Source organism: Nostoc sp. DSM 114160 (assembly GCF_053470305.1).
The window spans coordinates 332,106-345,718 of sequence record NZ_JBPFGO010000002.1; the positions used below are offsets into that span (position 1 = coordinate 332,106).

General features: G+C 41.1%; 11 protein-coding genes and 1 pseudogene. 8 read left to right on the forward strand and 4 right to left on the reverse strand.

Annotated elements, in window-relative coordinates:
• Positions 1-9 precede the first annotated feature (9 nt).
• Both NSTCB13_RS18475 and NSTCB13_RS18480 read left to right on the forward strand, forming a co-directional pair.
• The gene (locus NSTCB13_RS18475; RefSeq protein WP_448273418.1) at positions 10-825 is read left to right on the forward strand and encodes a transporter substrate-binding domain-containing protein; all 816 of its coding nucleotides are present in this window, start codon (positions 10-12) and stop codon (positions 823-825) included.
• A 97-nt stretch (positions 826-922) separates the two neighbouring features.
• On the forward strand, positions 923-1,447 hold the full coding sequence (locus tag NSTCB13_RS18480) for a tetratricopeptide repeat protein (RefSeq protein WP_448267288.1): 525 nt from the start codon (positions 923-925) through the stop codon (positions 1,445-1,447).
• Positions 1,448-1,637: 190 nt separating this feature from the next.
• Here the strand turns inward: NSTCB13_RS18480 and NSTCB13_RS18485 are convergent, their stop codons facing one another.
• Entirely contained in the window at positions 1,638-2,444 is an 807-nt protein-coding gene (locus NSTCB13_RS18485; protein ID WP_448267289.1) for a hypothetical protein, read from the reverse strand.
• Between the two features lie 202 nt (positions 2,445-2,646).
• Between NSTCB13_RS18485 and NSTCB13_RS18490 the strand changes: the two genes are divergently transcribed.
• Together NSTCB13_RS18490 and NSTCB13_RS18495 are read left to right on the forward strand one after the other, a co-directional pair.
• Positions 2,647-4,629: a primary-amine oxidase gene (locus NSTCB13_RS18490; RefSeq protein ID WP_448273419.1), complete on the forward strand. Its 1,983-nt coding sequence runs from the start codon at positions 2,647-2,649 to the stop codon at positions 4,627-4,629.
• A 119-nt stretch (positions 4,630-4,748) separates the two neighbouring features.
• Positions 4,749-5,318 carry a peptidylprolyl isomerase gene (locus tag NSTCB13_RS18495; protein ID WP_448267291.1) on the forward strand — a complete coding sequence of 190 codons (570 nt, stop codon included), beginning with the start codon at positions 4,749-4,751 and terminating at the stop codon, positions 5,316-5,318.
• 72 nt (positions 5,319-5,390) lie between these two features.
• Here the strand turns inward: NSTCB13_RS18495 and mutS are convergent.
• The 3 genes and pseudogenes from mutS to NSTCB13_RS18510 form a co-directional block, all read right to left on the reverse strand.
• Positions 5,391-8,073 (reverse strand): annotated as a pseudogene (gene mutS / locus NSTCB13_RS18500) (DNA mismatch repair protein MutS).
• A 377-nt stretch (positions 8,074-8,450) separates the two neighbouring features.
• Positions 8,451-8,915, reverse strand: a complete 465-nt coding sequence (locus NSTCB13_RS18505) for a tellurite resistance TerB family protein (protein ID WP_445631330.1) — start codon at positions 8,913-8,915, stop codon at positions 8,451-8,453.
• A 383-nt stretch (positions 8,916-9,298) separates the two neighbouring features.
• Complete coding sequence (locus NSTCB13_RS18510) at positions 9,299-9,490, reverse strand: hypothetical protein (protein WP_448273421.1); 192 nt, start codon at positions 9,488-9,490, stop codon at positions 9,299-9,301.
• A gap of 8 nt (positions 9,491-9,498) precedes the next feature.
• Here NSTCB13_RS18510 and NSTCB13_RS18515 point away from each other — a divergent pair, with 8 nt between their 5' ends.
• The 4 genes from NSTCB13_RS18515 (at position 9,499) to NSTCB13_RS18530 (ending at position 12,859) form a co-directional block, all read left to right on the forward strand.
• Positions 9,499-9,642 carry a hypothetical protein gene (locus NSTCB13_RS18515; RefSeq protein ID WP_448273422.1) on the forward strand — a complete coding sequence of 48 codons (144 nt, stop codon included), beginning with the start codon at positions 9,499-9,501 and terminating at the stop codon, positions 9,640-9,642.
• A gap of 130 nt (positions 9,643-9,772) precedes the next feature.
• A complete protein-coding gene (locus tag NSTCB13_RS18520; RefSeq protein ID WP_448273423.1) occupies positions 9,773-10,210 on the forward strand; it encodes a hypothetical protein in 438 nt (145 codons plus the stop codon).
• A 137-nt stretch (positions 10,211-10,347) separates the two neighbouring features.
• Positions 10,348-11,214 carry an Rpn family recombination-promoting nuclease/putative transposase gene (locus NSTCB13_RS18525; RefSeq protein ID WP_448270235.1) on the forward strand — a complete coding sequence of 289 codons (867 nt, stop codon included), beginning with the start codon at positions 10,348-10,350 and terminating at the stop codon, positions 11,212-11,214.
• A 352-nt stretch (positions 11,215-11,566) separates the two neighbouring features.
• On the forward strand, positions 11,567-12,859 hold the full coding sequence (locus tag NSTCB13_RS18530; protein WP_448273424.1) for a hypothetical protein: 1,293 nt from the start codon (positions 11,567-11,569) through the stop codon (positions 12,857-12,859).
• Positions 12,860-13,613 lie beyond the last annotated feature (754 nt).

Below are 13,613 nucleotides of genomic sequence, written 5' to 3' on the forward strand. Positions count from 1 at the left end.
TGGTGAGGGATGTATAACAGATGTAACAGACGGCAAACAATTACTCGGTTACATCTGGTATTATCCATCACTATCTTTTGGATTTTTTGCTTTTCTCTAGTGGGAACGGGATTAACTGCATCTGCTGCCGAAATGTCAGAAATTCAGCAGCGGGGCTATTTAAATGTTGCCGTGAAAGATAACTTGCGTCCCTTGGGATTTAAAGATGACAACGGGAATTTGCAAGGCTTAGAAATTGACTTGGCCAAGCGTTTGGCAGTTGACTTGGTTGGTAAAACCGAAGCTGTAAAATTTCAACCTGTAGCGAATCGCGATCGCCTGTCTGTAGTCTTAGACAAGAAAGTTGATTTTGCGATCGCTAGAGTCACAGCAACCGAATCTCGCAGCCGCATAGTTAGTTTCAGTGTTCCCTACTATTTGGATGGCACTAGACTAGTTACAAAAAATACTTCAATTCAGCAGTTGAGCGATCTATCAAAACAAAAGATTGCCGTACTCAATAACTCCAGCACTATTGCTCAAGTGCGGTACTATGTGCCAAATGCCGAGTTAGTAGGAGTGAATTCATATATAGAAGCGCGAGAGCAAATAGAAAATAATGCCGCCGCCGCCTTCGCCGCAGATGCTAGTGTTCTAAGCGGTTGGGTGCAACAATATCCTCAATATCGGTTACTGCCAACTAAGTTATCAACTGAACCCTTATGTGTAGTAATGCCCAAAGGATTGCAGTACGATGAGTTTAGACGAAATGTGAATCAAGCGATCGCTCGTTATTTAGAAAAAGGTTGGCTCCAGCAACGCTCTCAATATTGGGGTTTACCGTAAATTGGTCATTAGTCATTGGTCATTGGTCATTAACAAATAACCAAGGACAAAGGACAAAGGACAAATAACAAACTTTATAATATTTGTATTTGCAGTAATGGATAACAGTCTAGCCGTTGTTTATCTCTCAATTTTGGTGGTTACACTCACAATTGCAGCCGTGGGTGTTTTTCGCCAGATTTTCAAAACTCGCAAGGTTGAAGGCTCTTTTGCAAGATTGCGAAAGAAGTTAGAGAAAGAAAAGGGTACGACTCAAGAATATTATGAGTTAGCCAGTATTTATTCAGAAAAAAAAATGTATTCTCCAGCGATCGCGCTATTTCAAAAAGCTCTCAAAGCTGCCCAAGAAGAGGGAGAAGAAAATATCGCCCCCATCTATAACGGGCTGGGCTATGTTTATTTCACCCAAGAGCAATATGACTTAGCAATTCGTCAGTACAAAGAAGCCCTAAAAGCTAAACCAGACTACGTAACAGGATTGAATAATCTCGGTCATGCCTACGAAAAGAAAAAATTAACTACTCAGGCGTTACAAAGTTACGAAGAAGCACTTAAATTTGCTCCAAATAACTCTATTGCTAAACGTCGTGCTGAATCTTTACGCCGTTTAGTTTCTGCTTAATTGCTGAAGCGTCAAATAATTTTTGATTTGGGATTTTGGATTTTAGATTGAGCGACGCGAGATCGGGGGCTTTCAGGGCGTATTGCAATACGCCCCTACAAATGTACAAATAATTTTGGATAATTTATTTGGTTCTTCAGTACCTGTTGTGCCAAACTATTGCATTTTTATACATTTATTCCATAGCAGATCAATTTCCAAATCTGAAGTAATCGACCCTAGCTAAATCAGGTACAGAAGTGACTTCCTGCCTACGCCCATCTTCGTCATAACCAAAAACTAAAGTGAAGCCTGGATTTTGAACTCGATAGCGGCCACACCTCAGAAAGTATTCTCCTAGTAAATACCTGGAGTCAATGGCAGGATCGAACGCATCATAATCAAACATAAACTGACATATAAAATGCCAAATATTGCCAATCTCTTCGGCTGTTACTTGGCGACGACGCGACCAGAAGTATGCTGTTGGTTGGGCTTCGGAGTCCTCGTCATCATCGAGATCGTCTGGGTACGGCAATAGATATCGCTGCGATTGAATCCCATATTCATTAGAATCATCACTTAACTTACCATCTACCCCCCTAAAGTATTCAACCAATTCTCCACCTTCAAACAAGTCATAACCGTCTTCGCCTCCACCGTCGCTTACAAGTAGCCTGATAACTGTTTGTCCTAATTGTTTTGAAAGTTGAGCTAACTCGCTTGATTCCAAAATTGATGGATGAGACAGTAGGCTTAGGCCAGAAATCATAATCGACCAAGGGTGTCCAACTAGTTGATACGCGAACACACAAGTGCCTGAAACTTCGATTTCCGCTCCCATCACATTGCGTTGAGATTCGATCGCTTTCTCGGCAAGGGCATCAGATAGCTGATTTAATGGTACTTTCACGAGTACAACGGCAGCATTTCGATCGATCGACTGAATACCCCGCCTTTGAGACCAAGAGCGTGTAAAACGCTCTGCTGCCTCACGTATGAATTGATCGTCATCCATATTACTGTTCTTCACTGATGTCGATCCAGTTAACCTCTCTCGAGCAATTATGAGCTACATCAATTAAATCAAGGAATATATTGGGTTTCACAATCGGGGACTCTGTTGGCAAATTAATTTGGCTTTAGCTTCTATATTTTATCGGGTTTGAATCTTAGGCTTGGAAATAGATAACTATAAGTCTTTTGTAAAAACGTCAAAGATGATTAAGCGGCTAAAGCGTTTTTTGTGGCTAGCTATTGCCATCATTGTTGTCATTTTTATCTCAATCGGATTAATGGAAAAATTGATGGCTCAACAGCCTTCGATTTCCCATCCTCTCACTTCGCTAACTGAGGTAGAAATTAACACAGCCGTTTCTGTCATCCAAAGAGAAAAAACTTTGAGCGAAATGGCAGCTTTTCCACTTATTGCTTTACAAGAACCAGATAAAGAAGAAGTTATAAAATTTACACCTGGTAAAGCTTTTGGGCGAAAAGTTTTTTTGGTAATCTATGAGCGATCAGAAAACAAAACCTTTGAAGGAATTGTTGATCTGACAAGCAAAACCTTAAGTTCTTGGAAAGAAATACCGTCTGTTCAACCTGCGATCGCTAATTCAGAATATGAACTAGCAACTCAGGTAGTTAAAGCCGATCCCCGATGGCAAAAAGCGATGCAAAGGCGGGGAATTACCGATTTCGATCGAGTTAAAATCAGTTGGTGGGCACCAGGAATTCTCAGCGAACAGGAAGAAGCAACAGGTAATCGTCTTTGTCGCGGCTTATCTTACTACAAAGGTAAAAGCTGGAATTATTACGGTAGTCCCATCGAAGGAGTTTTAGCAACAGTCAATTTGAATACGGGTAAAATTGCTAGTTTTGTTGATAGAGGAAACATACCTTTCTCTGAAGAAAACTGGGATTACGATCTCAAATCCTTGGGTAAATTACTTTCACCACTTAAAGCATTAAAAATACTCCAACCTAATGGTAGAAGTTTCCAGATCGCAGACAATGAAATTAGCTGGCAAGGTTGGAAGTTTCGCTATTCAATGCATCCTCGCAATGGATTAATGCTCTACCAAGTGACACACAAAGACGGGGAAAACATTCGACCACTTTTATACCGTGCTAGCCTTTCAGAAATGGTAGTACCTTATGGCGATCCTAAGCCTACTTGGTCATTTAGAAATGCCTTTGATGTTGGAGAATATAACTTAGGTTTACTAGCAAATACGATGGAATTAGGTAAAGAAATTCCTGAAAATGGCTTGTTGTTAAATGCTGTATTTGCTAATGAACAGGGAGAACCTTATCAAATACCAGGGGTTATCGGTATCTACGAGCGCGACAACGGAATGCTGTGGAAACACTATGAATATAATACTCAGCGTAATGATGTCCGTCGCAGTCGAGAATTAGTGATGAAGATGACGGTAGCCATTGATAACTATGATTACAGCATCAATTGGATCTTTCACCAAGATGGGACTTTGGAAGTCCAAAATGAATTAACGGGTATTGTATTGGCGCAGGGAACGGCTGCCCAAAAGCCATCTGATGACGATTCTTATGGTCGGTTAATTGCTAAGAATATCTTTGGAGTAAATCATCAGCACTTTTTCAATTATCGCCTAGATTTCGATGTTGATGGTCAGGCTAATTCTGTGATGGAAATGAATGTGAAAGCTTTGCCGATGGATAAGGAAAATCCTTTAGGAAATGCGATCGCACTTGCAGAAACTCCACTAGTCAAAGAAACGGCTGCTGTGCGGGATTTGGATATGAAAAGCAGTCGGGAATGGATGATTGCCAGTGCAGACAAAAAGAATACTCTCGGTGCTGCACCTGGATATATGCTGATGCCTGAAGGAAACTCGATATTTTTCCCTGTGGAAGGTTCAAAAATCCGGGAAAGGGCAGAATTTGCAACTCATCACCTCTGGGTAACAAAATATAAACCTACTGAACTTTATGCTGGCGGCGATTATCCCAACCAAACTCAAGCTGGGCAGGGTTTGCCAAAATATATTGCAGACGATGAAGCCTTGATGGGTGAAGATATCGTAATGTGGTACACAATGGGCGTAACTCATATTCCGCGATCGGAAGATTGGCCTGTGATGCCTGTTCACCGAGTTGGCTTTAAGTTAGTCCCTAGAGGATTCTTTAGCCGGAATCCAGCGATAAATTTACCTGAGTAAAATATTTGTTGGCTCAAGTTTCCTGCCTTCAGGTTTTTTGTTATGTCTAAAGGCGGTAACTTGAATGCTGATAAACTTATATAGTTCAAACACTGGCACTTGTTAAAATAGGATATCTAATGAACTTTCCAGAAATTAATATTCCCGGTGATGGAACACTGCACGCTCGTTTAATTACTTCCTTGGGTGAAATTGTAGTTCGTTTGGAAGAAGAGCGAACTCCTAACACCGTCAAAAATTTTGTCGGTCTAGCAACTGGAACAATCGACTGGAAAGACCCTAAAACTGGTCAATCTGGTAAGGGAACTCCAGCTTATGATGGAGTTCGCTTTCATCGGGTCATCCCTAATTTTATGATTCAGTGTGGCGATCCTCTGAGTCGTTATCTAGATACAGCCAACCGATGGGGTACTGGTGGCCCAGGATATCAATTTGAAGATGAGTTTCATCCTGAATTGAGACACACTCGTGCAGGTATCTTGTCGATGGCTAATGCCGGACGCGGTACTAATGGTTCGCAATGGTTTATTACAGAAGCACCAACACCTCACCTTGACAACAATCACAGTGTTTTTGGTGAAGTTGTCCAAGGTCTAGATATAGTTAGCAAGATTGCTAATGTGCCTACAACTAGAGATCGTCCGAATCAAGAAGTGGTGTTAAAAAAAGTAGAAATTTTTAGGCAGTAATTAACACCTCGGTTTGTAGTAAGCACTTTAGTGTTTAGAAAATCAGGACTAAAGTCCTTACTACAAACTTGCTTACCCATCAAGATTTTGCAGCCCCATCGCAATCTTACTGTGTTTTTCAATTTGCCCCATCACTTGTTTTGCCCGTTTAATAACTACGGCTGGTAAACCCGCTAATCTTCCCGCTTCAATTCCATAAGACTTATCAGCACCTCCTGGTTGAACTTGGTGCAAAAAGATAATTTGGTCGGGTAATTCTTTCACTGTCACTTGATAATTAGCCACATTCGGGATAATGCTAGCCAGTTCATTTAACTCGTGGTAGTGAGTGGCAAAAATTGTGCGCGATCGAATATCCACTGCTATATATTCTGCCACCGCCCAAGCGATGGAAAGACCATCAAATGTTGCTGTGCCGCGACCAATTTCATCTAATAATACTAGCGACCTAGATGTGGCATGATTGAGAATATTTGCAGTTTCATTCATTTCCACCATGAAGGTAGATTGACCAGTTGCTAAATCATCTACTGCACCGACACGGGTGAAAATGCGATCGCATATTCCCAATCTGGCAAATCTAGCTGGTACAAAACTACCAATTTGCGCCATTAACTGAATCAATCCTACCTGACGCAAATAACAACTTTTGCCACTGGCGTTTGGCCCGGTAAGAATAATTAAATCGGGATTGTCATTTGTCATTTGTCCTTTGTCATTTGTCATTTGTCCTTTGTCACTTGTACTGAGCGTAGTCGTTGGCGCAGCCTCTCGTAGAGAAGTATTTGTTATTTGTTCTTGGTCATCTGCTAACGACTCTTGACCCAATTGCGTTGAATTCGGCACAAAGAAACCCGCAGGTAAAGACTGTTCTACCACGGGATGACGACCATCAACAATGTTTATCTCTCTTCCTGGCAATATTTCGGGACGACAATAACCTTGATGTACCGCTAACTCCGCCAAACCACACAATACATCCGCCGCCGCCACTGCACGAGACAGATTGCGAATTACTTCCGCCTCTTGTGCTACTTCTTCCCGCAACGCTGTAAAAATCTCATATTCCAACTGATTTAAATCTTCTCGCGCCGTCAAAATCCGGGCTTCTCGTTCTTTTAAATCAGGGGTGATGTAACGTTCCTCATTGGTCAGGGTTTGCTTGCGGATATAATTAGCGGGTACTTGGTCGGCTTTGGTGCGAGAAATGCTGATGTAATAACCAAAGGTTTTGTTAAATCCTACCTTGAGTGTGGAAATTCCTGTCTTAGCTCTTTCATCAACTTCCAAGTTGGCAATCCACTGCTGGGTCTGCTTCTACAGTTGCTTTTCTTTCATCCAATAGGGGATTCACACTGGGGCGAATCAATCCGCCTTCTTTAATTAGTATGGGTGGCGACTCTACAAGATGTGCGTGTAACTTTTGTGCCAATTCTTCCAACACACTTGGGACTTTCTGCAAAGCTTTGAGAAATGGAGAACGCGTCTCAACTACTAAGTTGGATAATTCCGGTAAGCGTGAGAGAGAATCTGCCAAAGCTACTAAATCTCTAGCATTAGCTGTACCAGAACCCGCCCTGCCTGTGAGGCGTTCTAGATCGTAAATTTGCCTTAATAAATGCCGCAAATCTTGACGCAGGGGTGTATTTTCCATCAATTCTTGGATGGTATCAAGACGTGCCCGAATGCCTTTAATATCGAGTAGCGGTTGCAACAACCATCGCCGCAAAGCCCGCCCACCCATTGCTGTACTAGTTTTATCTAATGCCCAAAGTAGGGAACCGTGAAAAGTGCCATCCCGAACGGTTTGGGTAATTTCTAAGTTACGACGGGTTTGATTGTCAACAATTAGATAGTCGGTGACAGTGTAGCTGCGGAGTCTTTGAAGAGTGACAGGGTTTTCTTTTTGGGTATCTTCCAGGTATTCCAGAAGACCACCGGCTGCACGAACAGCGAGAGGAAGACGATCGCAACCGAGTCCTTCGAGCGATCGCACTTTAAATTTCTGCAATAATCTCGGTTTAGCTTCTCCTTGAGAAAAGGGAAGTTGCGATCGCAAACTATAGCAAAATGATGGTGGCAAACACTCAGGAAGATGTGGCGAAGTTTCTCCCGGACGCAGCAAACTACCCAAATCGGGCGCATTTGTCGGAACTAACACCTCTGAAGGTTGTAAGCGCATTAATTCTTGAGTCAAATGTTCTAAATCGCTACCTTGAGTCGTGAGAAATTCTCCTGTAGAGATGTCTGCATAAGCTAAACCCCAATGATTTGCGGCAATTACTACTGCTGCTAAGTAATTATTGCGACTGGATTTGAGCATTCCTTCTTCTAGCAAAGTACCGGGGGTAAGGATGCGCGTTACTTCTCGCCGCACTAATCTCCCAGCAGCTTCAGAAGCATCTTCCACTTGGTCGCAAATTACGACTGCATAGCCTTTTTCCACCAGCATCGTCGCGTAGCGTTCCCAAGCGTGATGCGGAACACCAGACATCGCCACCCGTCCCTGTTCCCCAGCTTGCTTACTAGTGAGAACTAATTCCAACTCTTGCGCTAGTTTGACAGCATCTTGGAAATAGCATTCAAAGAAATCTCCTACCCGATACAGCAATACCGCGTGAGGATATTTATCCTTCGTCTCGACATAATGCAAGTACATTTGACTTAGCTTACTGCGATCCACCTGTAGATGGTCAGAAATAAAAGTACTTGCATCGGGCTTGGTAGATGGAGTTTCGGAGTGAGAGGCGGTCATAGATGCTATCGAGTTATGCACAGAAATTCCACAAGATCCGATGATAACGTGATGTGAAAGTTGAATGGCGATCGCTCAAGGATATTTTACCTTTATCTGAAAAATGTTAATTTTGATACAATGCAAAATTCCCAACTTCTTCATGAAGCCGGGAATCTGAACAACTTAACTCAAACAAAATTATTTCATATTCTAAATTAGCAACCCCAAATTAAAGATGGTAGATGACTGATACCAATTTGAAAAATGATTGCGACAGATGGAAAACTGAAACACTTATTTAATGGAGATTTCACAATCCAAAATCGTTCGACTGAGCGCAGCCGAAGTCTAAAATCTAAAATCCAAAATGGTATGGGGTTGCAAGTCAAAAAATATTACTCTTCTTCCTCTTCTTCGTCTTCTTCTCCGAACACTGCGTCTATAAGTTCTTGTGCGCGTTCGTCTGAAATATTTAAGGCTTCTTGAAGTTCAGAGATATAATCTTGTTCGCTTTCAGGTACTTCTTCGTCAATCCCTACTACTAAGATAGCTGTAATGTATGCAGCTTCCCGATAACCTCTATTGGGTAAGGATTCGATAGACTGAGCGATTAAATCTTCTGGTTCTTCTTCTTCAATCAAGCTGACGACTTTTTCGGTCAATTCTTCAAAGTCTTCTTCAGAGTAATCTTCAAATAAGTCAACCCGACCGAGAAATTCACTCAAAGCATATTCTTCTGTGGAAGAAATACCTTCACCATCAGCCGCAGCGGAAAATAACCCAAGAATTGCGATCGCCACTTCTGGTTCTAGAGCAACTGAACTAACACTACGACCTTTGGGCAACTTGCGTTTAGACATAATTATCCTCTAAAAGTTACGTGATATTTCAGGAAGTCATATTTTGTGATTTATCATGCTTCCTCGATTTATAATTCCCAAAAGAATGCAGAAATATACATTGGGATGAATCTTTTTTTCGTAAAAAATACGCAGAGAGTATATTCATCTGCGTATAAAAACGGTTAAGTTTCCTTAAGCAATGAGATTTTTAGTACTTGTGTACGCTGCGTAACCTACAAACCGGGGTTTTACCCCACCCTAACCCTCCCCTTATAAAGGGGAGGGAACTAGATAGATTTCTTTTTTCCCCTCTTTATAAGCGATGCCCTGAGCTTGTCGAAGGGGGGATTAAGGGGGGTAATTCGACTTGTGTATACGATTAAATTTCTTTTTTCCCCTTTCTAATGTTGATTTGGAGTTCGCAATTGTTGATTTGGAGTTCGCAATTGCTGATTTGGAGTTCGCAATTGCTGATTTGGAGTTCGCAATTGCTGATTTGGAGTTCGCAATTGCTGATTTGGAGTTCGCAATTGTTGATTTGGGGTTCGCAATTGCTGATTTGGAGTTTGCAATTGCTGATTTGGAGTTCGCAATTGCTAATTTGGAGTTCGCAATTGCTGATTTGGAGTTCGCAATTGTTGATTTGGCGATCGCAATTGTTGATTTAGCGATCGCAATTGTTGATTTAGCGATCGCAATTGCTGATTGCACTTATTCTCAAACAACAAATAGATATGAAAAATGAGTAAAAATACAGACAAACTCGTAATTATTTCGTTGAACTTTTAATGAAATAAATCCACAAAACTACCCATTTCAGGCAAAAGGATACTCCACTATGTTGAAAAAGGAAATCTTAAAAAAAAGGATATCTCATGTCTTTAAGAACTCGTAGTTCTGCTGCTGTTGACAAAGCCCAACTTCGTCTTGCCTTGCTTAAATCCGTTGATGAAAATCTGGATTTAGGATATGGATTAAACATTGAATCCTACAACCACCTCATCAATACTACCCGTGCGACGTTAGAAGCTCATAACACGCTTGTATCCAATCTTGAAGAATCGCGTAAAACAATAATCCAGATGGATAAAGCCCTCTCCGAAATGTCTGAACGAATGCTAAGTGGAGTTGCAACTATCTACGGCAGAAACAGTATACAGTATTCCAAAGCTGGCGGCTCTAATGGAAAAAGAAATAAAAAATCTATTTCAAAAGTTGCTCCAATTGTAGCGGTTCTTTCCACAGAATCGGCTCAAGCTGCAATTGCGGATGCGTCAACTAACGGTAAAAACACAACTCCTTTGCTGCAATAATCCACTTTTTGCATAAATCTAGTGCGTTGTCAAGCATAAAATTGTGTATTAAAAAACTCCATTCACTTATGGGTGGAGTTTTTCATAATTCCATACCCAAATATGCAATTAGACCACAACATATCAAATATACGCCCTTGAGTTACGATAACACCTGCAAATACCTTGCCGAAAAATACCCTGGTGACTTTGCCAGATGGCTACTTGCATCTGACATCTTAGATATCCAAGTACTTAAAACCGAACTCAATCTCGAACCGATTCGTGCTGATTCGGTGACATTCCTGCAAATCGCCAATCAAATCTTACATTTAGAGTTTCAAACGACACCAAAATCCAAAACCCCGCTTGATTTTCGGATGCTAGATTACTACACCAGATTAAAACGAGAATACTGGTGTGATATTGAGCAGGTGTTGATTTTTTTACAACCCACCTCCTCAGAAATTGTTTTTAATACCCAGTATGTAGATAAAAAAACCAGACACGAGTATCGAGTGATTCGTTTATGGGAAGAAGATCCCACACCGCTGCTAGCTAACCCTGCACTTTTACCACTGGCGACATTAGCCAGAACCGACTCACCCGCAGACTTATTAACTCAAGTCGCTACTGCTGTCGATATGATTGAAGAAACAGACGAACGACAGAACATATCAGCTTGTGTTCAGGTTTTAGCTGGTTTGCGGTTTGATAAAAGTTTGATTACACAGCTTTTCAGAGAGGAAATTATGCAAGAATCTGTGATTTACCAAGACATTCTGCAAAAAGGATTGCAACAGGGAGAAGAACGAGGAAAGAAACAGGAGGCGCTACAACTGATTATGCGTCAGTTAACACGTCGGGTTAGCGCAATTGAGCCAGAGATAGAACAGCAAATTTGCACATTACCCATTACTCAACTAGAAGATTTAGCTGAGGCGCTGTTAGATTTCTCCAGTCAAACCGATTTAGTGAATTACTTAGGAAATATTTCTTTACCTCAACCCAATCAAGAAGATTAAGAAACTATCTCTACGGGTAAGCAAGTTACCCACAGTATCTTATATAGATAGCGGTTCTCAATTGCACGAAATACAGACCTAATCCCCAACCCCTTAAGAGCTAGCGTTGGGGAGTGAGCATCAAAGCCTCTCTCCTTTTAGGAGAGAGGTTTGGAGAGAGGGTCAAAATAAATGTATTGCTTCCACTCGAAAAGGTTCAAATCCATCAAAACTGCTGTAAACACTAGGATTAAAATTTCTGGCTGACAGTGGAATGTTGAGAGTATCAACCAAATTCTTTCTGTTCGTTATTGCCAAAACCGGATGCTCCCCACTCACACCCTCTATTTTCCTTGAAAATATCTGAAAATATATGAAATTTAGAACCTGCAAATATCCTTTCGCACTCATCCTAGTCAGCTTCGGTTTTGTGCAGATAGCTGATGCTCAAACTCCTGTAGCTGAAATCTCCAACCTATCTCAAGAAGTTTCTGTACTTCGGAAACAGGGCCCAAAAGGGTTACAAGTATTTCTTAAATCCCATGCTAATACATTAAATACCGCTTCTTCAGGAGCAGTTCTACCTTCTCCTGCACTTCGGCTAGCTTTAGATGAACTTTGTCAACAACGGGACTGTTACGCCTCTCGTTTGTACTGGTATACTGATATAGAACAAGCCAAAGCTGCTGCTAGAGCTAGTGGTAAACCCATTCTATCTCTGCGGTTATTGGGTAGGCTGGATCAAGATTTGAGTTGTGCTAATAGTAGATTCTTCAGGGTAGCACTGTATCCGAATGTAGAAATTTCTAAACTGCTTCAAGACCGTTTTATTTTGCATTGGCAATCAGTGCGCCCTGTACCCAAAGTAACTATTGATTTTGGCGACGGACGCAAGTTGGAGCGAACGATTACAGGCAATAGCATTCATTATGTATTAGATGCATCAGGTCGGCCAATCGATGCTATTCCAGGGTTATATAGTCCCAAAGCATTTTTGCAGCAGCTAGAGCAGGCTGAATTAGCAGTAAAAAATTACAGTAAACTTACACCAAGCGATCGCGAGTCTTATTTAAGAAAATACCACAGCGATCGCTTAAATTCTATCCAAGCTCAATGGGTTGCAGATTTATCCCGCCTGGGTATCCAATCTCCCCCTAAGTTGGCAGAAACTCCCAGTAATCCCACTCAACCACCAACAGCAGAAATAGCAAGCTCTCTAGCAGTTTCTAAAATGAGAGTTGAAACGCCAATGTTAACTGCTCTCCAGTCTAATGCTGAACGAAATCAAAACGCCTTAGCTGAAATTACTGACCAGAAAGTTTGGGACAAAATTGCTCAACTCTATGCCGCCGATGTCAAGCTAGATCGAAACAGCATCTCTCTAATTAGAGCTAAAAAGTCTCAATCTGCCAACACTCAAAAAGATAATTTGCCGATAATAGTGAAAAATTTTGAAGCCACAATGGCTTTAGATACAGTCAGAAATGAATATATGTTGCACAGCCAAATTCATCAATGGTTTATGCAGGGTAAGCAAACAAGGAGTGTGGAAGCGCTCAATGAACAAGTATACGGACAACTATTTTTAACTCCTAGTTCTGACCCTTGGTTGGGGCTTTTCCCCAGCGACAGCTACAGCGCCATTGATAATGATGGTATTCGTTAGTAGCTCATAAACCAATACAGTTCAGTTAAGAAAAATTGTAGTGGCGTGGCAAGCAAAAAAATAGTGCATTAGAGCAGGGTGGTTTCATACGAAGAAAGAAAAATACATAAGCCTTGATTTCTTGTTTTGTAGCATGGCTTTTTACCCCTCTCTAAACCTCTTTCCGAAAGGTAGATAGGCTTTGAAACCCAGTTTTAGTTTTTCTCTGGTTGTATGAAATTACCCTGCTTTCCCCGTGGGAGAGGGAGGTTGGGAGGAAGAGGTTTATCAAACTCACGTTAAGTAAAAAGGAGTGATGAGATTTTATTACTTTGACACCTCACTCATCACTCCTTGTAACTTGCGCGTTGATTAGCTGTTACGCATTGTTAAATTACACCAGCTTACTACTTCATTTATCCTCTAACTAAAGAGACGGATAATTATTAAGTTCATACGTGATTGGCGATACAAACCTTTTTAACTTATTAATATTTATCTTTACAATTCTAGATATAGTAGACCATTGCTTGTTCTTAATAGTTTTACTCTTACCCGTGTCAGATAGTTTTATAATGAATTTGAAGATGGAAAGGCTTGGATTCCCAAGTTCTTAAAGAAAATGGGAAGGTCTGCGCTAAAGGAGAAGTACCTAGCGTCGAGATGAAATCTAACCCCTACAAAGGAGTAAGGTTGAAATTTCTAAGCTTTTGGTGTTAGCAATAAAACTTTTAAAACACCTTCTTAAAAAAATTGGGAATCTTGTTATGAATTT

Coding starts and splice junctions, on each gene's coding strand:
- NSTCB13_RS18520 (WP_448273423.1), top strand. CDS start 9,773: ATGTCTTTAAGAACTCGTAGTTCTGCTGCTGTTGACAAAGCCCAACTT.
- NSTCB13_RS18485 (WP_448267289.1), bottom strand. CDS start 2,444: ATGGATGACGATCAATTCATACGTGAGGCAGCAGAGCGTTTTACACGC.
- NSTCB13_RS18490 (WP_448273419.1), top strand. CDS start 2,647: ATGATTAAGCGGCTAAAGCGTTTTTTGTGGCTAGCTATTGCCATCATT.
- NSTCB13_RS18530 (WP_448273424.1), top strand. CDS start 11,567: ATGAAATTTAGAACCTGCAAATATCCTTTCGCACTCATCCTAGTCAGC.
- NSTCB13_RS18505 (WP_445631330.1), bottom strand. CDS start 8,915: ATGTCTAAACGCAAGTTGCCCAAAGGTCGTAGTGTTAGTTCAGTTGCT.
- NSTCB13_RS18475 (WP_448273418.1), top strand. CDS start 10: ATGTATAACAGATGTAACAGACGGCAAACAATTACTCGGTTACATCTG.
- NSTCB13_RS18495 (WP_448267291.1), top strand. CDS start 4,749: ATGAACTTTCCAGAAATTAATATTCCCGGTGATGGAACACTGCACGCT.
- NSTCB13_RS18480 (WP_448267288.1), top strand. CDS start 923: ATGGATAACAGTCTAGCCGTTGTTTATCTCTCAATTTTGGTGGTTACA.